The organism is Alloiococcus sp. CFN-8, from assembly GCF_049943125.1.
Taxonomy (GTDB): Bacteria; Bacillota; Clostridia; order Clostridiales; family Clostridiaceae; genus JAEXZL01.
The window spans coordinates 1,596,334-1,618,428 of record NZ_CP188040.1 but is presented as its reverse complement, the minus strand read 5'-3'; the positions used below and the strand labels follow the sequence as shown (position 1 = coordinate 1,618,428).

Here is a 22,095-nt window from a genome sequence, read left to right as displayed (position 1 = left end):
ATGGTACCTTATCCAATCCTTTTATAGCTTTACTTTTCTTTTTCACTTCTATTTCTAAGCTCTACTAGTGCACAGCCCTGTACAGCATTTATTTCATTATCCCTGCAGTAGCTCAGGATTTCCTCACTCTCAGCTCCAGGCTGTATGAGTATATTTTTAATTCCTACTTCCTTAGCCTTCTTTACTATCTCAAGCCCTGCTCTTGGATTGATACATAAATCTAATATCTCTATGTCATAAGGCACTTCCTCTAAGCTATTATAAGCCTGACCATCTGTAACCTTAGGATTTACTCCGCTCACCTTATAACCATTGTGCTCAAGGGCCTTTAAGATTTTATGTGCATATTTTTCTGGATTAAGTACATCCCCAACTACTACCCAATTCATATAATTTAAGAATTCCGACGCTTTCATATTTTTTCCTCCTTTATATGCTTCTAATTACATAATACCCTATATTATACTGAATATTAATATTCCTTCCTTGAATTTATTATTAATATATAATAAATTTTTATTTTAGGCCCTTCATAAGGATTTATCTTATAGTTTTTAAGAATTAAACTATGCTAGAATGGACATAAGTTAAATATTGAGCTTAAAATTGAGCTTAAGATTGAGTTTAAATTTGAGCTTAAGGTTCTAGTAACTTTTATAGTAAAAGCTCTTATATAGAATTATTAAGTGCTCTTTAGGAGAGCTATTATAGATAGAAAGCTGAGGATAACTATGATATATCATGATTTAATTATTATTGGAGGAGGAGCCTCTGGCCTTATGGCAGCTATACTGGCAAAGGATTATGGTATAGACACTGCAATAGTTGAAGGCTCTGACAGAGTAGGCAAAAAAATACTCACAACAGGAAATGGACGCTGTAATGTTACAAATAAATATATATCCAGCGATTTTAGAGAATATCATTCAGATAATGAAGGGTTTTATACCCATACTCTCAAGACCTTCACGGTGCAGGATACCATTAATTTCTTTCAGGGAATTGGTCTTCCTCTCACCACATTAGAGGAAGGAAAGATGTATCCTATGTCCCTTCAGGCCTCTTCTGTTTTAGATCGATTGAGATTTGCTGTGGAGGACAGAGCTATACCTGTTTATCTAAATTCTAAGGTAAAAAGCATTTCTAAGGGTAAAAAATCCTTCAAACTATCCACAAGCTCTGAAGAAAATCCTCACTTATCCTGTGGAAAACTTCTCATGGCCTGTGGAGGAAATTCTCTTCCTGGCACTGGCTCCGATGGTTCGGGCTTTGCCTTAGCTAGTTCCTTAGGTCACAGTATTATAAAACCTGTGCCAGCTCTAGTACAGCTGAAGCTTAATTATCCACATTTAAAAGCTCTTTCAGGAATTAAGTTTATAGGCGTTGGCGAGGTCATAGTAGATAATAAGGTCTTAAGAAAAGAAGCTGGTGAGATTCTATTCACTGATTATGGAATATCAGGACCTCCAATCCTCCAGCTAAGCAGAATAGCTTCTAAAAGTCTTCTAGTTAATAAAGAAGTAAAGATTAAGGTAGATATGTTCCCTGGCTATGATGAAAAGGAGCTTATGGAGTTTTTTGAAAATCACTTAGGCTTAATGGGTCACAGGAGTGTAAGCGAGGCCTTTATAGGAATAATAAACAAAAAGCTCATAACTACTATCTTAAGAGAGGCTGGAGTTATGGATATCCACAAGGCCTCCTGGGATTTAGACTATGAAGAAAAGCTAAGGATAGTAAAGCTATTAAAGGGATGGACCTTCAGCTGCATAGGTAATAACGGCTTTAATAACTCCCAAGCTACTGCCGGTGGGGTTGATACTCATGATGTAAACCCTGAAACTCTAGAATCCAAACTAATAGCTAACCTCTATTTCTGTGGAGAAATACTGGACGTGGATGGAGACTGCGGAGGCTTCAACCTCCAATGGGCATGGTCTTCCGCCTATACCGCAGTAGCTGCCTTATCAAAATAAGTCATAACTCATGTGCCTGTCACCTGCCAGGTACATTCTATTCTGGTGGTGATGGTGCCGTGGGAGTTAATTATTTCATGAAGGGTGATTTTATCACCGTTAGATTGTTCTATAATCTGTGACCTTATGGTTATTATGTCTCCATAGAAGACCTCTCTCATATAAAGGATCCTTGTTCTGCTGAGAAAGTTATCTAAGGTGAAGCTTCGTGGAAGAGTTTCTAGAGCCCAGGTAATATACTTGCTGTTAGTAACATGATTATTTAAATCTAAATCCCTATAAAGCACTGGAAGCTCTTTAACATGCTCAGCCTTAGATACCTCCCCTATCCTTTCAAAGGGAAAAGGAGCCTCCTCAGGGCCTTCTACATTTAAGGATGAATAGACAAAATCCGGCGTGGAAACTGGTCTTCGGCTTTTTGTATCTACGATAAATACCAATCCTCTACTTTCCGCTAATAGCTTTCCTTCGCTGTCATAGGCAGAGGCACTCCTGTGGAGATTACTGCTGGTAACAGAAGATAAGCCTGCAGCAATATTTATCTTCTCATCAAGGTAAATAGGCCTATTAAAATCCACCTGATACTTCTGTATCATATAGGTATAACCCCTATCTAATAAATCCTCTATGCTCAACTTCTTTCTTTTTACATGATTTAAATTGCTATCAGCAAAAAGTTCTAAGAGTTTGTCTGGGTAGAGCCTTTTTCTTTGATCTACATCGTTATAATAAACTTGATATTCCTTTATGAATTCATCCTTAATCACTACCATCACCCCTCATCTATATCCAGTAGGTTTCTCCCCTGGTGACTTCTTTTCCCGCTTCGTTTATAATGCTGTGAATTACCTTAATTTCTTTTGATTCTTCCTCTTCTATGAGTTGTACCCTTGAGGTAATAGTTTCACCATAAAAGCATTCCTTTATATAGTCCATCTTAATTCTTCTTAGGCTTTTTTCATTAATTATTTCCAGGGGAATAGCTTCGATAAGCCAATCTAAATACTTTACATTGTTAACATGTCCATTTGTATCTATATCTGTATATCTCACCTGAAAATCTACCTGATAAGCTATCTTCTCAAGCCCTTCTATCCTTTCAAAGTCAAGCTGCCTGTCAGCCTCTTCTGGTGAAACTCCATAGGCCATCATCATATCTTCACCTATGCGAAGCATTCTTCTCTTTTCCATGTCTATGAGCATAAACAGAGCATTTCCCCTGGCTATGACACTGGAGTCCTCCCCTTCTGCCTTGAAGGTTCTATAAGCAAAATATTTTTTAAAGCCATAGGCTTCTGTGGACACTTTAAGCTTATCCATATAATAGCCTTCATTAAAAAACTCTATATCATATTTACTTATTACCCAACCAAGCCTTTTTTTCTCTAGATAATCAATCCCTACTCCTCTTTCAATGGAATGTATAGTGCTTATATCAGTAAAGTAATTCAACAAAGAGCTCTTTAGAAGCCTTTTTTTAGAATCTATTTCATAATATCTAACTTCATATTCCTTGGTATAAATATTCTCATTCATTTCTTATCCCCCAATCCCTCTGCTGCTTTAATTATATAATTTAGAAAATAAAAATAAAAGCACTGAGAAATTCTTAATAATAAAAGCGAGCTATATGCAGATCTATTTATAAAAAATAAAAGGATAGCAGTAAGACTGCTTACAGCAATCCCCACTATCCTTTAAAGGTTTTAATTATTTAATTGATATAGCATTTCATCTAGGTCTAATCCGTGTACCATAGCAGCTTCCTCAAGGGTTTCCACCTGAGATGCAGGACATCCTATACAGGATAAGCCCATGCCTGTGAGCACATCTACAGCTTCAGGATACAGCATTACAATATAGCCTACAGTCATATCCTTTGTTATTTCCATAAAATCCACTCCATCTAATTTTTCTTACTAATAGTAAGTTATGGTAATATTATAAGGTATATTATGGATTTAATCAAATGTTGTAATCGTATCAAAGAAATAATTAACAATTATTTTAGACTTGTAGCTATATCATCAAATTAACTCTTCATGTTTCTTTCACTTAATAAGTCATAACTCATGTGCCAGTCACCCTTATAAATCTGCTACTCTTATTGTTTGATCCCTTTTTGGGCCTACGGATACTATGGATATTCTTGTACCAGTAAATTCTTCTATTCTCTTGAGGTATTTTTTAGCATTTTCAGGAAGCTCCTCATAGCTTCTAGCTTCTGCTACCTCTTCTCCCCAGCCTTCATATTCCTCATATATAGGCTTGCATTTTGCCAGGTCTTCAAGGCTTGCTGGGAAGTAATCTATTACCTGACCATTAAATTCATAGCCAACACAAACCTTAAGCTTATCTAGGCCCGCTAAGGTATCTATCTTTGTAACTACAAGGCTTGTTAGAGCAGAAACCCTTGCGGTAGTCTTTAATATTACTAGGTCCAGCCAGCCACAGCGTCTTGATCTACCGGTAGTTACTCCGTATTCATGACCCTTTTCTCTTATCCAGTCTCCTGTTTCATCCATTAGCTCTGTAGGGAAAGGTCCTTTACCTACTCTAGTAGTATAAGCCTTAGCTATTCCAACAGCATTGGTTATCAGCCTTGGTCCTATACCTGTACCGCTGCTTACTCCACCAGCAGTGGTATTGGAGGAGGTTACATAAGGGTATGTTCCATAGTCGATATCTAAGAGCATTCCCTGAGCACCTTCAAATAGCACCTGCTTATCATTGGATATACTATCATATATTATTACAGAGGTTTCCTTTACAAAAGGCTTAAGCTTCTCACCAAGAACTCTATACTCTTCAAAAATCTCTTCAAAGCTTAGAGGCTCACCGTCATATATCTTAGTTATGTATTGATTCTTAACCTTTATGTTTTCCTGAAGCTTTTCTTTAAATACCTCTTCATTAATTAAATCACATACTCTTATGCCTGTTCTTTCATATTTATCCGTATAGCAGGGACCAATTCCTTTACCAGTGGTTCCAATATCGTTCTTTCCCCTTGCCTTTTCCTTTAATTTATCAAGTATCTTATGATATGGCATGATTATATGTGCTCTATCGCTTATAGCAAGCTTTTCTGGAGTCACCTTTATTCCTAAGCCTTCTAAATAGCTTATCTCTTCGAATAAAGCCTTAGGATCCACTACCACACCATTACCTATTATATTTATCTTATCATCATGAAGTATACCAGAAGGGATTAGATGAAGCTTATACTGCTTATCTCCTACCTCTACTGTATGACCAGCGTTATTTCCTCCCTGATATCTTACTATTACCTGAGCTTCCTCAGCTAAGTAATCTGTCATCTTTCCTTTACCTTCATCTCCCCATTGGGCACCTAAAACTATAAAAGCTGACATATTGTTTCCTCCTTAAAGCCACTCTTCAATGGCAAATATCCTTATTAACTATATTATTTATATAATTCATAAGTTTATTAACAGAAATCTTACATATAATCAAAAATATCCGTACATTTTATCATAGTTGTTTTATAAATGTGCGTATTTTTTTGCTTAATCTGGCAATTTTTCCTGTTAACCAATACATACTACCAAAACTAATGGATAAAATCAACCTATTTCCGAACTTTTATCTTTTTCTTTAAAAAATAGTAATTTTTCAACGAGAAAAGCTACTACTAATATACATTTTTATCCAATATACTAAATATAGAAGGTCTCTAACTTGATTTCATTATTAGAAATTATAATTTTGTGAGGAGCATTGAAATGACTAAATTTTTTAAAGCTACAGGGTTATCTGCTATTTACTTCTTTATCTATTTTGGCTTTCAGATTATATTTATTTTTCTATTTATCTTTATTGATGCAATACTAAATAGACTACGAGGAATCGCTACCATCCCCGAGGCTGCTGCATTAAATATATATAATTACTTCGGTTATGCAATAGCATTAAGCATACTGGCTTCCTTGGGAATATACCTTATTATCTTTCGTTTAAGAAAAAGAAGGCTTATATATGAAATAAGCCTCAAGTCCCTAGATGTAAAGCCTATTTTCTACCTCCTTCTCCTAGCTATCGCCTCCTCCTTACTGGCAGGATTTTTGGTTTCAGCACTTATCCCCTACTTTCCCAGCTATAATGAAGTATCAGAATCTATTACCTCTACCACAGAGAATGCTTTTGGCGTAATGGTTACAACCTTAATGGTTCCCTTTTTTGAGGAGGTTTTATTCAGAGGACTGATTTATAGAGAATTTAAGAAATTCCTACCCTTTATACCAGCTCTAATAATTCAAGGGCTAATCTTTGGCGCAGCCCATGGAAATATGCTTCAATTTATCTACGCTTTCCTTCTAGGACTACTTTTAGGAGCTGTTTACCACTGGTTCAAAACCCTGTGGGCACCCATAATAGTTCACTGTGGCTTTAATCTTTTAGGTTCATTGATACTACCCAATTATTTGTATACAAATAAAATTCTAACCATAGTTTATATCATTGCAGGGATTCTGCTTACTATCCTCTGCCTCTTTAAACTTCGCTATCTAGGGATATCATCTAGGATTTATGTGGAAGAAAAGGATTATAATGTCGAAAATAGTATTTAACTTTTTTGTTAAAAATATACTTATAACCGTTTACAATCGTTAATGGTTTGAATATAATGGTAATTAGTAATTGAATATTAAGACCATAAATAGAGGCGCAAATAAATAGTGTATCTTATAAATGCTAAGGGAAGAGGCTCTCAAGGTTATAAGAGAAGGATTTATTTGCCGAAAGATGGATGCAAGCTTCTTTGCTCTATCTTGGAAATAAAGCGAACAGCTTTATTTTTGCCGCATAACCTGCGGAGCGCTATTTGTGTAATGAAATTCTTCATTGCATTTATAGCATTTATCTATGGATTATAAAGCACTGAGAATTTCAGTGCTTTTTATTTTTTTCACTAAAGACAGTTAAAAAGGGACAGGGAGGATGAATAGAATATATCTATCTCACCATTTGTTAAATTTTTAACAACAAGGAGGTTGCTTATGAAAGCTGTTATCAAAGTTAGAATGAGTCTTCATGATGCTCATTATGGAGGAAATTTAGTAGACGGAGCAAAAATGCTTCAGCTCTTCGGAGATGTAGCTACAGAACTTCTTATAAGATCAGACGGTGATGAGGGGCTTTTTAGAGCCTATGACAGCGTAGAGTTCCTAAATCCTGTATATGCCGGTGACTTCATTGAGGCTACAGGAGAAATAGTATCCCAGGGAAAGACCTCTAGAAAAATGGTCTTCGAAGCAAAAAAAATAATTATACCAAGACCTGATTTAAATGATTCCGCAGCAGATGTACTAGAAGAACCTATAGTAGTATGCAGAGCTAGTGGAACCTGTGTTGTTCCTTTAGATAAACAGAGAAAAAAGGAGGACTAATAAGTGGATAAGCTTATTATAACTGCTGCCATCTGTGGTGCAGAGGTAACTAAAGAGCATAATACTGCGGTTCCCTATACTGTAGAGGAAATTGCCAGGGAAGCTTATCTTGCTTATAAGGCAGGAGCAAGCATTATACATCTCCATGTAAGAGAGGATGATGGCACTCCCACTCAGGATAGAGAGAGATTTAAAGCATGCATGGAAGCAATTAAGGAAAAATGTCCTGATGCAATTGTACAACCTTCCACCGGTGGTGCTGTAGGAATGTCCAATGACGAGAGGCTTCAGCCTTTAGCTTTAAACCCTGAAATGGCTACCTTGGACTGTGGTACCTGTAACTTCGGTGGAGACGACATCTTTGTTAATACTGAAAACACCATAAAATACTTTGGAGAAAAAATGATAAACCAAAATATTAAGCCTGAAATTGAGGTTTTTGATAAAGGCATGATAGATATGGCTTTGAGATTACAGAAGAAAGGCTACATAAAGCTTCCAATGCATTTTAACTTTGTAATGGGAGTTAACGGTGGTATATCAGCTACTCCTCGAGATCTTGTATTCATGGCAGAAAGCATACCACAGGGTTCAACCTTTACCGTTTCTGGTATAGGAAGAGGCCAGTTCCACATGGTAGCTATGGCTATTATCATGGGAGGTCATGTAAGAGTAGGCTTTGAGGACAATGTATACATCACTAAGGGAGTACCTGCCAAGTCCAATGGTGAGATGGTTGAAAAGGTAGTGAGACTTGCTAAGGAGCTGGGAAGAGAAATAGCTACTCCTAAGGAAGCAAGAGAAATACTGGGATTAAAATAATCAAACAGATAAATATTATGGGGGTAATTTTCATGAAAAAGGGTTGTAAATACGGAACACACAGAGTTCTAGAGCCACAGGGTGTTTTACCTCAAGCTGCTTATAAAATCGATAATGATATGAATATCTATTCCAACGAAATACTTATAGACGTTCAATCCTTAAACATCGACTCAGCTAGCTTTACACAGATTGAGGAAGAAGCTCACGGAAACGTAGAGAAAATAAAAGAGAAGATTCTCGAAATAGTTAATGAAAGAGGAAAAATGCAGAATCCTGTTACCGGCTCTGGCGGAATGCTTATTGGAACTGTTGCAGCTATCGGTGAGGATTTAAAGGATATAGATTTAAAGGTTGGCGATAAGATTGCATCCCTTGTATCCTTAAGCTTAACCCCTCTTAAGATAGAGGAAATTCTTGATATAAAGGTAGACATCGATAGAGTAGACGTTAAAGCAAAGGCTATATTATTTGAAAGCGGACTCTATGGAAAGCTTCCAAGCGATATGTCAGAAGCATTAGCATTGGCTGCTCTTGACGTTGCAGGTGCTCCAGCTCAAACTGCTAAACTGGTTAAGCCTGGTGACAGCGTACTAATCCTTGGTGCTGCAGGAAAATCCGGTATGCTATGTCTTTATGAAGCAATGAAGAGAGTAGGACCTACCGGTAATGTAATTGCCATGGTTATAGATGAAGCACAGGCAGAGCATCTACAAAAATGGGGTCTAGGACATAAGGTAATAATATCTGATGCTACTAAACCAATCGATGTTTTAAATAAAACCTTAGAAGCCAATAACGGCAAAGAGGTTGATATATCCATCAACTGTGTTAATGTTCAAAACTGTGAAATGTCCGCAATCTTACCTGTTAAGGACAGAGGAACAGCTTACTTCTTCTCTATGGCAACCTCCTTCACTAAGGCAGCCTTAGGAGCAGAGGGTGTTGGTAAGGATATTAATATGATTATTGGAAATGGCTACACCAAAGACCATGCAGAAATAACTCTTTGGGAGCTAAGAGAAAGTGAAGCCCTAAGACAAATATTTGATCAATTATACTTATAAAAATCAGGAGGCTTATTATGAAGGTTAACAGACGTTTTGAACTTTTTGGTGGTGTGTCCGATGAGGATTGGCAGGATTGGAAATGGCAGTTAAGAAATCAGATTACCACCTTGGAAGAGCTAAAAAAATATATACCATTAACTGCGGAGGAAGAAGAAGGCGTTAAGGACTGTCTAGGCAGCTTAAGAATGTCCATCACCCCTTACTACCTATCCCTTATAGATCCAACAGATCCTTTTGATCCAATTAGAAAACAAGCTGTTCCTACAGGAATGGAGCTTAAAAAGGCTGAGGCTGATCTTCTAGATCCTCTTCATGAGGATGATGATTCTCCTGTTAAGGGCCTCACTCATCGTTATCCTGATAGAGTGCTTCTATTAGTTACAGACCAGTGCTCTATGTACTGCAGACACTGTACTAGAAGACGTTTTGCTGGACAGCACGATTGTCCACTACCTACAGATCAGGTAGATCAGGCTATTGAATATATCAGAAGAACCCCAGTAATCCGAGATGTACTTCTTTCTGGAGGAGATCCATTAACTCTCTCCGACGAAAGACTTGAATATATTATAAGCCGTATTAGAGAAATTCCTCATGTAGAGATAATTAGAATAGGTTCAAGAATACCAGTAGTTCTACCTCAGAGAGTTACACCTAACCTAGTTAACATGCTAAAGAAATATCATCCAATTTGGCTTAACACACACTTCAATCATTCCAATGAAGTTACTGAAGAAGCAAAGAAGGCTTGTGCTATGCTTGCTGATGCAGGTATTCCTCTAGGAAACCAGTCAGTGCTTATGAGAGGAATTAATGACTGTGTTCATGTAATGACTGACCTTGTTCATGACCTTGTTAAGATTAGAGTAAGACCATACTATATTTACCAATGCGATCTATCCTATGGCTTAGAGCATTTTAGAACTCCTGTTTCAAAGGGAATTGAAATAATAGAAGCATTAAGAGGACATACCTCAGGCTACTGTGTTCCTACCTTCGTAGTAGACGCACCTGGTGGTGGTGGTAAGACTCCTGTAATGCCAAACTATGTAATATCTCAATCTCCTGGTAAGGTTATTTTAAGAAACTTTGAAGGAGTTATAACTACCTATACAGAGCCAGAAACCTATCATCAGGACTGTCACTGTGAAGTATGCACAAATGAAAGAAAGTCTACCCTTACTGGTGTTGCTTCCTTAGAACAAGGTGCTACCCTTTCTCTTGAACCAACCTCTCTTCTCCGAAAGGAAAGAAAGCATCATTCTTTTCAAGAGGTATAAGCTGTTAAAGGAGGCAGGCTCTATTGAATTATTATCTGGAGGATATAGTAAAGGATTATAAATGCATTTCTATCATAGGTATGTGTAAAAACTCCGGTAAAACTGAGGTGCTTAATCACCTTTTGAAGAGCTCAGCCTATAAAGATTTATCCTTGGGCATCACCTCCATCGGACGAGATGGAGAAGGACTTGACATTGTAACAGGCACAAAAAAGCCAAGAATATTCATAAGGGAAGCTGCTCTCCTGGCTACGGCCAGGGGTAGTCTTCCCCTATGTGATTTTACAAAGGAAATTTTATACACTACCGGTATATCTACTCCCATGGGGGAAATTGTAATAGTAAGGGCAAGGAGCTGTGGCTATGTGGACCTATCAGGCCCCTCCACTACCCATGACCTTTCTATATTAAGAGAACAGCTATACTCTCTAGGCTGTGACAGAGTAATCATTGATGGAGCACTGGGAAGAAAATCCCTGGCCTCCCCTGCTGTAGCCGATGGCTGTATATTAGCTACAGGAGCTGCCTTAAGTCCTAAGCTAGCTAATATAGTTTCTGAAACTACTCACAGGGTAAGGCTATTTTCTCTGGAGCTGCTGAATAGCTTAGAGATAATAAGGATAATAGAAGAAAATATAAAGGATAATAGTGCTTTAATAATACAGGAGGATCATTCCTTCAGGAAAATATCAGCCCTCAGCTCACTTCATGCTGCCGAAGCCTTAGGAGCAGAATTAGATACAGAAAGCCGCTATTTGTTTATCAGTGGAGCTGTTACAGATAAACACCTGAAGACCTTGACCTCTCAAAGAAGTATAATAAAAAATTTAACTCTAGTAGTGCGGGATAGTACAAAGCTTTTGGTGAGTCGTGAGGAGCTCTATAAGGGAGAATATCTAGGACTAAAGCTAAGGGTACTTAAAAGCTCTAAGCTTTTAGCCCTTACAGTGAATCCAACCTCCCCTTATGGCTTTCATCAAAAATCACAGGAGCTTATAAAAGCCTTAGAGAAAGAGCTTTCCCTACCTATACTGGACGTTTTAAACTGCCCTAAAGGAGGTACATAAGATGAAGGCTCCATTAATGAAATATCTATCCCTTAAGTCTCTGGATTATATAGGCTATAGCTATATTTATGATGAGTTTTCCCCTATAACTCCTTATGGGATAAAAGAAAAAAGCTCTCTTCACCTTTATCACATAGGAGAGGAAAAAGAGCTTTCAGAAAGCTTAAAAATAGTTTATTCCTTGAAAAGCCTCATGGAGAAGAATATCAAAAGCTTTGCTCCTATAGAGCTATGCCTCATGGAGCTTAAGGACATAACCTTAGTATTAAGAAAATTAAAGGAAGGCATCTGCCTTGATGAAATAGAATTTTTTGAGCTTAAAAAGCAGCTAATAGCTCTGGTAAAGCTAAAAGCTCTCTGGGATAACAGCTTCCTTAAGGATATAATCTTCCCTCTAGCTTTTGCGGACCTAAGCAAGGCCTTAAGGCTACTAGATCCTGATAAGCTTTCCCTTCCCACCTTCTTTGTCTACGACAGCTATAGTGAGGCTCTTAAGAATATAAGAGAAAGAAAAAAAGCTCTGGAGAAGAGACTCTTAGCAGAAACTGAGGCCGAGGCCCTTGAGGAGCTGAAGGCCATGAGAGGTCTCGTTGTTTCAGAGGAGCTAGAAGAGGAATTAAGGATTAGAGAGGAGCTTACCACTAAGCTACAAGCCTCTGCCCTAGAGATAGAAAATAATATTAAGCTTTTAACAAAGGTAGACTTATATTTAGCTAAGGCAAGACTAGCTATCCTGGCTAATAGCACCCTACCATATATAAAGGAAGGTGGAGCCCCTAGGCTTAAGGGCGCCATAAATCCCTTTATAGAAAGACAGCTAAGTAAGAGAGGGCTAAGCTTCACTCCTATAACCATTGACTTAGCAGAGGGACCAGCGGTTATCACGGGAGCAAATATGGGAGGGAAAACTGTAGCCATAAAGACCATGGCTTTAAATATTCTCCTTGTGCACTTAGGCTTCCTGCCCTTCTGTGAAGCTATTGAGCTCCCATTATTAGATTACATATATCTAAATTCTGAGGAGTCACAGGACACAGCAAAAAGCCTTTCAAGCTTTACTGGAGAAATCATCGCCCTTAAAGAGGTATTAGATTATGGAAAAGCTCACAAGGGACTGCTGCTTCTAGACGAGTTTGCTAGAGGCACTAATCCTCAGGAAGGTATGGTTCTGTGCAGCTCACTTACAGAATATCTTAAGGATAATAGCATCATCAGTGTTATAGCTACCCACTACAATGGAGTAGCTGAAAAGTCCTCTGTTCATTATCAATGTATAGGACTGAAAAAGGTCTCAGAGGAAACTTTAAATAAGGCTCTTTTAGGAAAAATCACTTCTCCTCAAGAAATAATTCAAGGCTTTATGGATTATTCCTTAGAGAAGGCTAATATCAATTCTAAAGTCCCAGAGGAGGCATTAAAGCTCTGCAGACTTTTAAACTTTAATAAAGATATACTGGCCAAGGCTAGTAAGGAATATAATCAGGGGGATTTTTAATATGAGTAAACTAAACTTAAACTTAAATCGAGTTGAAGAAGCTCGTAGCTATGCAGAAAATATTGCTCTTAAAAGTCAGGAGTTTATTGACAGGCATACTACTACAACCACAGAAAGAACTGTATGTAGACTTTTAGGCATCGATGGAGTAGATGAATTTGAGGTACCACTGGCAAACATAATCGTGGATGCAATCTCTTCCTTTGGAGGACTATCCTTAGGAGCTGCTTACTATATAGGTAAGGCCATGATAGCTACTGGAAGATCACCTCAGGAGATAGCACAAGCAGTAGCTAAGGGAGAACTAGACCTCTCCAAGCTTCCTGAAGAGGATAGCTTTAATATAAGCCTTGCTCTAAAGCCTATAGTAGAAGAGCGTTTAGAAATAATAAAGAAAAACAGGGCTCAAAGAGATGAGCTTTTAAATAAATATGGCGACAAGCAGGGTCCACTTCTTTATGTAATAGTTGCTACAGGTAATATCTATGAGGATATAACTCAAGCTAAGGCTGCTGCAAGACAGGGAGCTGATGTTATTGCTGTAATAAGAACCACAGGACAAAGTCTATTAGACTATGTACCTTATGGAGCAACTACAGAGGGCTTCGGTGGAACCTTCGCTACTCAGGAGAACTTCAGGCTTATGAGAAGTGCTCTTGATGAGGTTGGAGAAGAATGTGGTCGTTATATAAGATTATGTAACTACTGCTCAGGACTCTGTATGCCTGAAATAGCTGCTATGGGAGCCTTAGAAAGATTAGATGTAATGCTTAATGATGCTCTTTATGGAATACTATTCAGAGACATTAACATGAAGAGAACCATGATAGATCAGTATTTTTCAAGACTTATAAACGGCTATGCTGGGGTTATCATAAATACTGGAGAGGATAACTATTTAACCACTGCTGATGCTATAGAAGAAGCACATACGGTTTTAGCAAGCCAGTTTATCAATGAGCAATTTGCTCTCCTTGCTAAGCTTCCTGAGGAGCAGATGGGACTTGGTCATGCCTTTGAAATCCATCCTGAGGAGAAAAATGGCTTCCTATTTGAATTATCACAGGCTCAGATGGCTAGAGAAATATTCCCTAAGGCCCCTCTTAAATATATGCCTCCTACAAAGTTCATGACAGGAAACATATTTAAGGGACATGTTCAGGATGCCTTATTCAACATGGTTACTGTTCTTACTAATCAGAGAATACATCTATTAGGAATGCTTACAGAAGCCATCCATACACCTTTTATGTCTGATAGAGCACTATCTATTGAAAATGCTCAATATATAGCTACTACCATGGCAGATTTAGGCGAAGAAATTACCTTTAAGGAAGACGGAATCATACAGAGAAGAGCTAATGAGGTATTAGACAAGGCTTGTGTGCTTCTAGAAGAAATAAATGAAACTGGCCTCTTCCCATCCCTAGAAAAAGGAACCTTTGCTGGAATAAAGAGACCTATAAATGGCGGTAAGGGCCTTGATGGTGTTGTTGAAAAGCATGAAAGCTATATCAATCCATTTATTGAGCCAATGAAGAGGAGGGCATAAGATGAGCAGCGGATTATATTCAACTAATAAAAAGGAATTTGATAAAACACTAGATTTAACCAAGCTAATGCCTTACGGCGATACCATGAATGACGGAAAGATTCAGCTTTCCTTTACCCTTCCTGTAAAGGATGATGATAAGGCCCATGAAGCAGCAAAGCAGCTGGCTAAGAAGCTTGGTCTTGAAGAACCTAACGTAGCTTACCATAGAGCTTTAGATGAAAACTTTACCTTCTTTGTGGTTTATGGAAGCAGCAGTGTTTCTATAGACTATACCTCAATAAAGGTTCAAGCGGTAGAAGGAAACACCATGTCCATGGAAGAAATCAATGATTTCATAAGGGACAACATTAAGCGTAAGGTGGTAGCTATTGGTGCTTCTACCGGTAGTGATGCTCACACCGTAGGTATTGATGCCATCATGAACATGAAGGGCTATGCAGGCCACTACGGCTTAGAGAGATACGATATGATAGAAGCCTACAACCTAGGCAGCCAGGTAACCAACGAGGAGTTCGTTAAAAAGGCAATAGAGCTTAAAGCCGATATCCTTCTGGTATCCCAGACTGTTACCCAGAAGAATGTCCACATAGACAACCTCACAGAGCTCGTTGAGCTTCTAGAAGCAGAAGGACTAAGACATAAGGTTATACTAGTATGTGGTGGTCCAAGAATCACCCACGAGCTAGCAAAGGAGCTAGGCTACGATGCAGGCTTCGGTCCAGGAAAATATGCTGATGATGTGGCAAGCTTTGCTGTTAATGAGATAGTTAATAGAGGACTATAAATATTAAATATACTATAATATAACTCTCTGTTAATTCTAGTGGGTTATATAAATAAAAAAAGAAAGGAGGATATTTTCTCCTTTCTTTTTATTTAAATGTACCTATAACTATTTCTCTAGCCACTATATTAAAATTTAACAAAAAAATCTACCACAAACATTCCCGCTATAATAGCAATACAGATCATCACAAAAAAGATTATATCTTTATTTTCCTTATCCATTTTGCTCTTTTTAAGGAAAACACCAGTTATTAATATAATTATAACTACTGTTAACGTCATAATTGAAAACATAAGGATATCTCTCCTATATCCATTTAGGTAAGTCCCAATATAAACTACTATAAGTGCTATTAGCATAATATAAGCTAGTATTTTTTCAATAATTCTCCTAAGCTTAGAAGGTTCTCTTTCATAGCTTAACCCTTTAGAGAGAGCCCTTTTGGCACTAATATACCATATACCATAGTCTATCAAACTATAGATCGCTACTAAAGGAAATAACCCCCTTAATGATATGCTGCTAAAAAATTCATAGGTAAAAACCATCTCTGGATCCGCTAGTGCTTTCCTCCAAATATCAAGCTCAAGGAAAGAAAATATAATCTGAACAAGAACTATTGGTATCCAGTTAAATACAGGGCTTTTTTTCATGCATCTATGGAGATTTTCAAACTTCAACTGCTCATCGTTTTCAATGGGTACTGGATTTTCTGCATCGGTAGCAAAAACATGTACTTTGCCATCGGTTCCTACTAGCTTCCAGCCTGAGTCCTCACAATATTCCAGGAAGGTTTCCTGCTCTTCGGTTCTATAGTAATCAATATCTGCTCCATCAGGAAAAAAGCTTATGTCATAGGTAAGCCTTCTAGGCTCATCCTTTTTAAAAGCCCATAAAAATGTCCCTACACTATCGAGAAACCAGCCTTTCTTAGCCATCTTAGATAGCTTTTCCTCAAAAGATTTATAGTTATTATAGCGTAGCATTCTCAGTCTATACTTTTTCATTGTGCTACCTCTCTGAAATTAATATTATTGGCTAATAATCCTTCCTTAAAGGTATACTTCAGTTCTAGTTGATCTCCTATAAGCTTTTCTCTTATAACCTCGATCTGCTCGCTTATTGGAGGGAATCCCAAATGTAAAAATACTAATCTACCTTCGTGGGATATAATATAGGTATTATAAAAGCTTTCACCAATATTTAGCTGATATACCTCCTCTGCACCCCACCTTGAATCAAGTATTAACCTAAAGGAATGCTCCTCAGAAAGCTTGTATCTTTCAATAAGCTCCTTCTTAAAGGTATCAAAAAGACTCGGTAGCTTTATTTTATAGATTTCATAATATAAGCTTGGAGAGTTTTTTAAATAAATCGGTGCCGTTTGATTTCCTCTAATATAGCTTAAAGCAAAGCTATCCTTCTCCTCTATCTCATATGAATAATCCTTACTATCAATAACCACATATAGGTCTTCTAAGGTAAGTGGCAGGGAATCCTTATATATATCAAAAGAGCTCTCTTTACCATTACTATCAGTAAAAGTATAACTACTATCAGCTTGTCTATTGAAAGTGCCATTTTGTACAAGAGAAATTATGCTCCAGCCAATAAAAACTGTAAATATCACTACAGTTATTATTATACCAACTGTAGTAACTAAAATATTTACCTTTCCTGATACCCCTGCCTTTTTCATCTGACCTTTGATTTTCTTGAAGATTAAACCAATCAATATGGAAAGCAACATTACAATAGCTGATACCCACCAATAGCTTTTCTGTTCTGATCCTATAATAGTTGCTACAGTGAATATAACAGGCAAGACAATCATCATTATGGCTGCTATTCTCCTGGCCTTATGATGATTTCTTTTATATTTATTTCCTAAAGCCAGAGCTTTTTTAGTACCATAATACCAATAACTGTAATCTATTATCAAATACAATGCAGCTAATAGTGGAATTACACAATATAAAGAAGTATAGAATGTGTTGCTAATGAAGTAGATAATGGGATCTTTTATAAGGATACTTACAGTAATAATCATAAAAGATAGTGAAAGTAATAATAAAATTCCACTAGTTAAGAAAAGACTTTTCTTCATGGATTTATGGATGGATTGAAACTTTAAAGCCTCATCACTTTCAATAGGGGTAGGGTTCTGTCTATCGCTACTAAAAACCTGGAGCTTATCCTTGGAAGCCACTAGGTTCCAACCGGCTGCCTCACAGTATTCATAGTAGGCCTCCTGATTATCTGTAGGGTAGGGATTAAAGTCCGAGGCCTCAGAGAAATAGGTTACCTCATAGGTGAGGTCTTGAGGCTCACCTTTTCTGTAAGTCCAAAGAAATGTACCAATACTTTCAAGGAACCAGCCTTTTTTAGCCATATTAGTTAAATGCTTTTCAATAGCTTCATAATCATTAGTTTGGAATAGTTCTAGTCTACGCTTTTTCATGTTCTTATTCCTCCAAGCTCAATATATCCTTCAATAGGTATCCTTTTATAACCACTTAAATCTAGCCTTATTCTATAAGCCTTTCTCTGATCAGTCTAACCTGATCTGCTTTCAAGGGGAAATATAAAGATATATATAGAATTTTATCTTCATAGCAAACAACATAAGTATTTCTCAAACTAATTTCTGTTTTTAATCTATATACCTCTAAGGCTTCCCAGACTGGCTCATCTACCAGTATAAATGTACCCCCTCCATAAAACTCATAGGTATCAAGATAATAATTTTTAAAGGTATCGTAAAACATTGCAATCTTTATAGTAGCAACGGTGTAATCTAGCTGGGATTGTTGGTAGATGGAAGTATAACTAGCTGCAAAAGAGTCCTCTGTGTATAGAGAATAATGAGACCTGCCTTCATTAGTATTACTATTGTTCTGGAGACTATCGTGGCTGAGATCTTCTATGGTAAGAGAAGCTGAAGGTTGATTTTTATAGCTATCATAAGGCACTTCACCATTAATCCTATCATCTACAAAGGGATAGATAACAACCCACATTATTCCCCAGACTGTCAGCGCTGTAATTACCGTTAAAGTTTTATTTTCTTCTCTGGAAAAGCCTGATTTCTTCATTCTCTTCTTAGCTGCTAAGGACACTAATATAGATGGTATTGTTAGAGCTAACATCATTAAAATCATCCACCAGTAGCCGTCACCTATTATGGATGTTATTTGTAACATGGCAATTATAGATATTAGAGAAATACATATTATAACTGCTATTCGTCTTCCTTTATAATGATTCTTCTCATACTTTATTCCAATTACTAGAGCCTCTTTGCTGCCATAATACCAAACTCCATAGTCTATGATAAAATACATCATTAAAACTCCAATAACCATCCAGTATAATGAATTATAGAGTTCAGTACCTCCGAAAAAAAATAGAATTGGATTATGCTTCATAGAATTTAACATAACAAATATACCAAAAATAATAACTAATACTGTAAATACGCTAGGTAGTACAATTTTTTTCATCATAAATTTATGGATAGATTGAAGCTTTAAAGCCTGATCACTTTCAATTGGAGTAGTATCCTCCCTGACTGCTCTAAAAATCTGCATTTCATCTCTTTGGTCTACCAAAGTCCAGCCCGTTGCCTCACAATATTCATAATAAGTCTGCTGATTATCTGTGGGATTGGGATTAAAATCCGAGGCTTCAGAAAAGTAGGTTACTTCATAGGTGATATCCTGTGGTTCTCCACTGGTATAGCTCCAGAGGATTCTACCTGCTTTTTCAAGAAACCAGCCCTTCTTGGCCATATTCTTTAAATGCTTTTCAATGGCATCATTATCATTAGCTTGGAATAATTCTAGTCTATGCTTTTTCATGTCCTTACTCCTCTAAATTTAATATAGCCCTTCTATAATCCTCTGTTAAGGTCATTAATCTTTTATATTCCTCTTCTAATGTGCTTTTTCCTAAATCAGTTATAATATAGCTTCTCTTTCGGCCTTCAACCCTAGTTTCTTTTATAAAGCCTACCTTTAAAAAGTTATCTAGAAGTGTGTATAAGGTTCCAGGACCTACGGCTACTCGCTCCCTTGTCATGTCACGAACCATCTCCATTATATCCACTCCACAGCATTCCTTTTGGAGGCAAAGCAGTATATAAAACATCTGCTCTGTGAGGGTTTGATACTTCTCCCTTGCCAATGGAATCAGCTCCTTTTATAGTTATATCGAATATCAATATCGATTATAGATATAGTATATCATCGAATATCTACACTGTAAATATATACCATAGAAATATTTGTAAAAATATTTAAAAAGCATAATTGATAACTATAATAATTATTTGTTAACCAGTACTTTAACTAGCATCACCAATAAAACCCATAAAAAAAGAATCGCATAAGGAGGAGCTACTCCCTAAAGCGATTCTTTTATACTTATTTGCTCTTACATTAATTTTTACATTTGTTTTTTTGATCATTAAACTTAATTCTATAAAAAATTAATATATTTAATACCAGGATAACTATCAAGAAGACATATCTAAAAGTCATATCCATGGTTGTCCAAAGTATTAGATAAGTAATTCCCATAAATATAGTAAGAATAATGGTGAAGATAAGAGGTATATCACTAACAGATATTTTTCTCTTCATATAATTGTTTCACCATAAAGAATATCTCTATTCCCCTTCCTTATTAGCTTTTTTAAGCATCTCTATCAGGTCAATTCCTGTAGTTGCTTTAACGGTCTCAGGAAGCTTACTCATTATTTCTGTTACATAATTAGTCACCTTTGCAGCCCCTCCGCCGTTATTACTTCCTCCATCCATAATAACTATCTTTTCTGTCTTAGACAGTGGCTCTGAAATAGCCTTAGCAATATCAGGAAGCCTTTCTATAATCATCTGAGCCATAGCTGCATCATTGTACTGCTTGAAGGCTTCTGCCTTCTTAAGCATAGCTTCTGCTTCAGCCTTACCAGTTTCTCTTATAATATCAACCTTAGCCATACCTTCTAGTCTCATAGATTCAGCCTTTGCCTGTCCTTCAAGTCTTATCGCTTCTGCCTGAGCCTGAGCCTCCTGAATAGCTTCGAACTTCATGGCCTCTGATTGCTTCTTAACAGTACCCTCTAATTCCTTTTCTCTACGAAGTGCTTCCTGTACAGCTAGCTCTGTTTCTTTCTGCTTTTTAAGGATCTCTACCAGCATGGAGGTTTCAGTTACTTCCTTCTTAACCTTATTTGCTTCTATTTCATAAGCAAGGTCGGCTATAGCCTTTGCACTTTCCTGCTCTCTTCTATAAGCCTGTACCTTTAATTCCTTATTCTTCTGAGATTCTGCTACGAAGGTTTCAGCAATAAGCTTTGCATTTTCCCCTTCCTTAAAGGCTTCAGATGTCTTTATCTTTGTTTCCTTATTAGCCTCTGCTTCAGCAATTTCAGCATCTCTCTTAACCTCAGCAATTCTTCCTTTTCCTAAGGCCTGTAGGTATCCATTATTATCAGATATATCCCTTATGGTAAAGGCTTTAATTTCAAGTCCCATTTGACCAAGGTCAATAGCAGCTACCTCCTGAACTCTAGAGGCGAATAACTCTCTGTCCTTATAGATTTCCTCTATAGTAAGCTTGGACACTATTTCTCTGAGCTTACCTTCTAATACATCCTTAGAGGTATCTTTTATAATATCTATGGTTTTGTCCTCATGACCAGTGTTAAATTGCTCTACAGCTGCTAAAACTGATTCATGATCTGACTTAACCTTAATAACAGCAACGCCATCAGCGGTAATTCCAACACCCTGTTCAGTCAGGGCATTTCCTATCCTTATTTCTATCTTAATGTTCTCTAAGGATATTCTATCTGTTCTTTCTAGGAATGGTATTACTATACCACCACCACCGGAAATAACCCTTTTCTTTAAACCTGTAACAACAACAGCCTTATCCTGTGGAACCTTTCTCCACATAGAAAGAAGACCTACTAAAAGCACTATTATTACAATAGCTATAACGATAGGTATAACACTATTAATTCCTAATTCCCCCATAAACTAAAATCCTCCCTTTATATTTTTTTAAAATAGTCATCTATAAGAAGCCTATTCTTTTCCTTTACATAAAACACATGATCTTCAATCTTAACTATAAATATCTCCCTACCCTGTTCAATTCTCTCTCCTTTAAGGCTTCTTGCCGCAGAAGTAAAGGTATTGCCTTTATAGCAGTAGCTTATGCTGCCAAAGCTATTTTCAGGTATGGTATTTATTACTGTACCTCTATTACCTACAAGCTCTTCTCTCATAGGTGAGCTTGTACTCTGAGCCTTATAAAGAGGTAGTACCACTAGCTTATTTATCAGGAAAGAAGTGAAAAATGCCGAACCTGCTGATACCCCAAGGCTAATATACCAGCTCAAGCTGTCCACAGTAAGAAGCCCTATTCCACCAAAAACAATAGAAAAAGATATTATCAGTATAGGCTTTAGCCCTGATAAAAATCCATCAAAGGCACCCTCACCGCCTATGTCTAAGCCATCAAAAATTCCACCTAAAACTAAAGAAATAAGGGTGTAGATTACTGCTATACAGAAAAAGATATAATATATAACTCTCATAAATTTCACCTCTTTATTATAATAT

General features: G+C 37.0%; 22 protein-coding genes and 1 riboswitch. Of the genes, 10 read left to right on the top strand and 12 right to left on the bottom strand.

Annotated elements, in window-relative coordinates; all coding sequences use genetic code 11:
• Positions 1 to 29: 29 nt before the first annotated feature.
• The gene (locus tag ACPWSR_RS07275) at positions 30 to 416 is read right to left on the bottom strand and encodes a CoA-binding protein (RefSeq protein WP_426351022.1); all 387 of its coding nucleotides are present in this window, start codon (positions 414 to 416) and stop codon (positions 30 to 32) included.
• Between the two features lie 315 nt (positions 417 to 731).
• Here ACPWSR_RS07275 and ACPWSR_RS07270 point away from each other — a divergent pair, with 315 nt between their 5' ends.
• Positions 732 to 1,976 (top strand): NAD(P)/FAD-dependent oxidoreductase, encoded by a 1,245-nt coding sequence (locus ACPWSR_RS07270; protein WP_426351021.1) that lies wholly within the window; start codon positions 732 to 734, stop codon positions 1,974 to 1,976.
• Between the two features lie 8 nt (positions 1,977 to 1,984).
• On the opposite strand, the gene ACPWSR_RS07265 is transcribed toward ACPWSR_RS07270, so the two are convergent.
• The 4 genes from ACPWSR_RS07265 to ACPWSR_RS07250 all read right to left on the bottom strand — a co-directional run bounded on the left by ACPWSR_RS07265 (position 1,985) and on the right by ACPWSR_RS07250 (position 5,350).
• Complete coding sequence (locus tag ACPWSR_RS07265; protein WP_426351020.1) at positions 1,985 to 2,743, bottom strand: acyl-[acyl-carrier-protein] thioesterase; 759 nt, start codon at positions 2,741 to 2,743, stop codon at positions 1,985 to 1,987.
• Positions 2,744 to 2,759: 16 nt separating this feature from the next.
• The gene (locus ACPWSR_RS07260) at positions 2,760 to 3,512 is read right to left on the bottom strand and encodes an acyl-[acyl-carrier-protein] thioesterase (RefSeq protein WP_426351019.1); all 753 of its coding nucleotides are present in this window, start codon (positions 3,510 to 3,512) and stop codon (positions 2,760 to 2,762) included.
• A 170-nt stretch (positions 3,513 to 3,682) separates the two neighbouring features.
• A complete protein-coding gene (locus ACPWSR_RS07255) occupies positions 3,683 to 3,868 on the bottom strand; it encodes a DUF1858 domain-containing protein (protein WP_426351018.1) in 186 nt (61 codons plus the stop codon).
• Positions 3,869 to 4,063: 195 nt separating this feature from the next.
• Positions 4,064 to 5,350, bottom strand: coding sequence for an adenylosuccinate synthase (locus ACPWSR_RS07250; protein WP_426351017.1), 1,287 nt, complete (start codon positions 5,348 to 5,350; stop codon positions 4,064 to 4,066).
• A gap of 372 nt (positions 5,351 to 5,722) precedes the next feature.
• On the opposite strand from ACPWSR_RS07250, the gene ACPWSR_RS07245 reads away from it, so the two are divergent.
• The 9 genes from ACPWSR_RS07245 (at position 5,723) to ACPWSR_RS07205 (ending at position 15,460) form a co-directional block, all read left to right on the top strand.
• Positions 5,723 to 6,568, top strand: a complete 846-nt coding sequence (locus ACPWSR_RS07245) for a CPBP family intramembrane glutamic endopeptidase (protein ID WP_426351016.1) — start codon at positions 5,723 to 5,725, stop codon at positions 6,566 to 6,568.
• A gap of 82 nt (positions 6,569 to 6,650) precedes the next feature.
• A riboswitch (Lysine riboswitch) is annotated at positions 6,651 to 6,829 on the top strand.
• Positions 6,830 to 6,997: 168 nt separating this feature from the next.
• Positions 6,998 to 7,387, top strand: coding sequence for a hotdog domain-containing protein (locus tag ACPWSR_RS07240; protein WP_426351015.1), 390 nt, complete (start codon positions 6,998 to 7,000; stop codon positions 7,385 to 7,387).
• Positions 7,388 to 7,390: 3 nt separating this feature from the next.
• Positions 7,391 to 8,209, top strand: a complete 819-nt coding sequence (locus tag ACPWSR_RS07235) for a 3-keto-5-aminohexanoate cleavage protein (RefSeq protein ID WP_426351014.1) — start codon at positions 7,391 to 7,393, stop codon at positions 8,207 to 8,209.
• Positions 8,210 to 8,241: 32 nt separating this feature from the next.
• Positions 8,242 to 9,276: an L-erythro-3,5-diaminohexanoate dehydrogenase gene (locus tag ACPWSR_RS07230; RefSeq protein WP_426351013.1), complete on the top strand. Its 1,035-nt coding sequence runs from the start codon at positions 8,242 to 8,244 to the stop codon at positions 9,274 to 9,276.
• A 17-nt stretch (positions 9,277 to 9,293) separates the two neighbouring features.
• On the top strand, positions 9,294 to 10,559 hold the full coding sequence (gene ablA, locus ACPWSR_RS07225; RefSeq protein WP_426351012.1) for a lysine 2,3-aminomutase: 1,266 nt from the start codon (positions 9,294 to 9,296) through the stop codon (positions 10,557 to 10,559).
• A 23-nt stretch (positions 10,560 to 10,582) separates the two neighbouring features.
• Positions 10,583 to 11,626: a hypothetical protein gene (locus ACPWSR_RS07220; protein ID WP_426351011.1), complete on the top strand. Its 1,044-nt coding sequence runs from the start codon at positions 10,583 to 10,585 to the stop codon at positions 11,624 to 11,626.
• A 1-nt stretch (position 11,627) separates the two neighbouring features.
• Positions 11,628 to 13,121, top strand: a complete 1,494-nt coding sequence (locus tag ACPWSR_RS07215) for a MutS-related protein (RefSeq protein WP_426351010.1) — start codon at positions 11,628 to 11,630, stop codon at positions 13,119 to 13,121.
• 1 nt (position 13,122) lies between these two features.
• Positions 13,123 to 14,673, top strand: a complete 1,551-nt coding sequence (locus ACPWSR_RS07210; RefSeq protein WP_426351009.1) for a lysine 5,6-aminomutase subunit alpha — start codon at positions 13,123 to 13,125, stop codon at positions 14,671 to 14,673.
• A gap of 1 nt (position 14,674) precedes the next feature.
• Complete coding sequence (locus ACPWSR_RS07205; protein ID WP_426351008.1) at positions 14,675 to 15,460, top strand: OAM dimerization domain-containing protein; 786 nt, start codon at positions 14,675 to 14,677, stop codon at positions 15,458 to 15,460.
• Between the two features lie 128 nt (positions 15,461 to 15,588).
• Here the strand turns inward: ACPWSR_RS07205 and ACPWSR_RS07200 are convergent, their stop codons facing one another.
• The 7 genes from ACPWSR_RS07200 to ACPWSR_RS07170 all read right to left on the bottom strand — a co-directional run bounded on the left by ACPWSR_RS07200 (position 15,589) and on the right by ACPWSR_RS07170 (position 22,070).
• Positions 15,589 to 16,470, bottom strand: coding sequence for a DUF2812 domain-containing protein (locus ACPWSR_RS07200; RefSeq protein ID WP_426351007.1), 882 nt, complete (start codon positions 16,468 to 16,470; stop codon positions 15,589 to 15,591).
• Entirely contained in the window at positions 16,467 to 17,924 is a 1,458-nt protein-coding gene (locus ACPWSR_RS07195) for a DUF2812 domain-containing protein (protein ID WP_426351006.1), read from the bottom strand. Before ACPWSR_RS07195 ends, ACPWSR_RS07200 begins: the two co-directional genes overlap by 4 nt.
• 67 nt (positions 17,925 to 17,991) lie before the next feature.
• On the bottom strand, positions 17,992 to 19,323 hold the full coding sequence (locus ACPWSR_RS07190; protein WP_426351005.1) for a DUF2812 domain-containing protein: 1,332 nt from the start codon (positions 19,321 to 19,323) through the stop codon (positions 17,992 to 17,994).
• Positions 19,324 to 19,327: 4 nt separating this feature from the next.
• Positions 19,328 to 19,648: a PadR family transcriptional regulator gene (locus ACPWSR_RS07185; RefSeq protein WP_426351004.1), complete on the bottom strand. Its 321-nt coding sequence runs from the start codon at positions 19,646 to 19,648 to the stop codon at positions 19,328 to 19,330.
• A 254-nt stretch (positions 19,649 to 19,902) separates the two neighbouring features.
• The gene (locus tag ACPWSR_RS07180; RefSeq protein WP_426351003.1) at positions 19,903 to 20,106 is read right to left on the bottom strand and encodes a hypothetical protein; all 204 of its coding nucleotides are present in this window, start codon (positions 20,104 to 20,106) and stop codon (positions 19,903 to 19,905) included.
• A 27-nt stretch (positions 20,107 to 20,133) separates the two neighbouring features.
• Entirely contained in the window at positions 20,134 to 21,504 is a 1,371-nt protein-coding gene (locus ACPWSR_RS07175) for a flotillin family protein (RefSeq protein WP_426351002.1), read from the bottom strand.
• 17 nt (positions 21,505 to 21,521) lie between these two features.
• The gene (locus ACPWSR_RS07170) at positions 21,522 to 22,070 is read right to left on the bottom strand and encodes a hypothetical protein (protein WP_426351001.1); all 549 of its coding nucleotides are present in this window, start codon (positions 22,068 to 22,070) and stop codon (positions 21,522 to 21,524) included.
• Positions 22,071 to 22,095 lie beyond the last annotated feature (25 nt).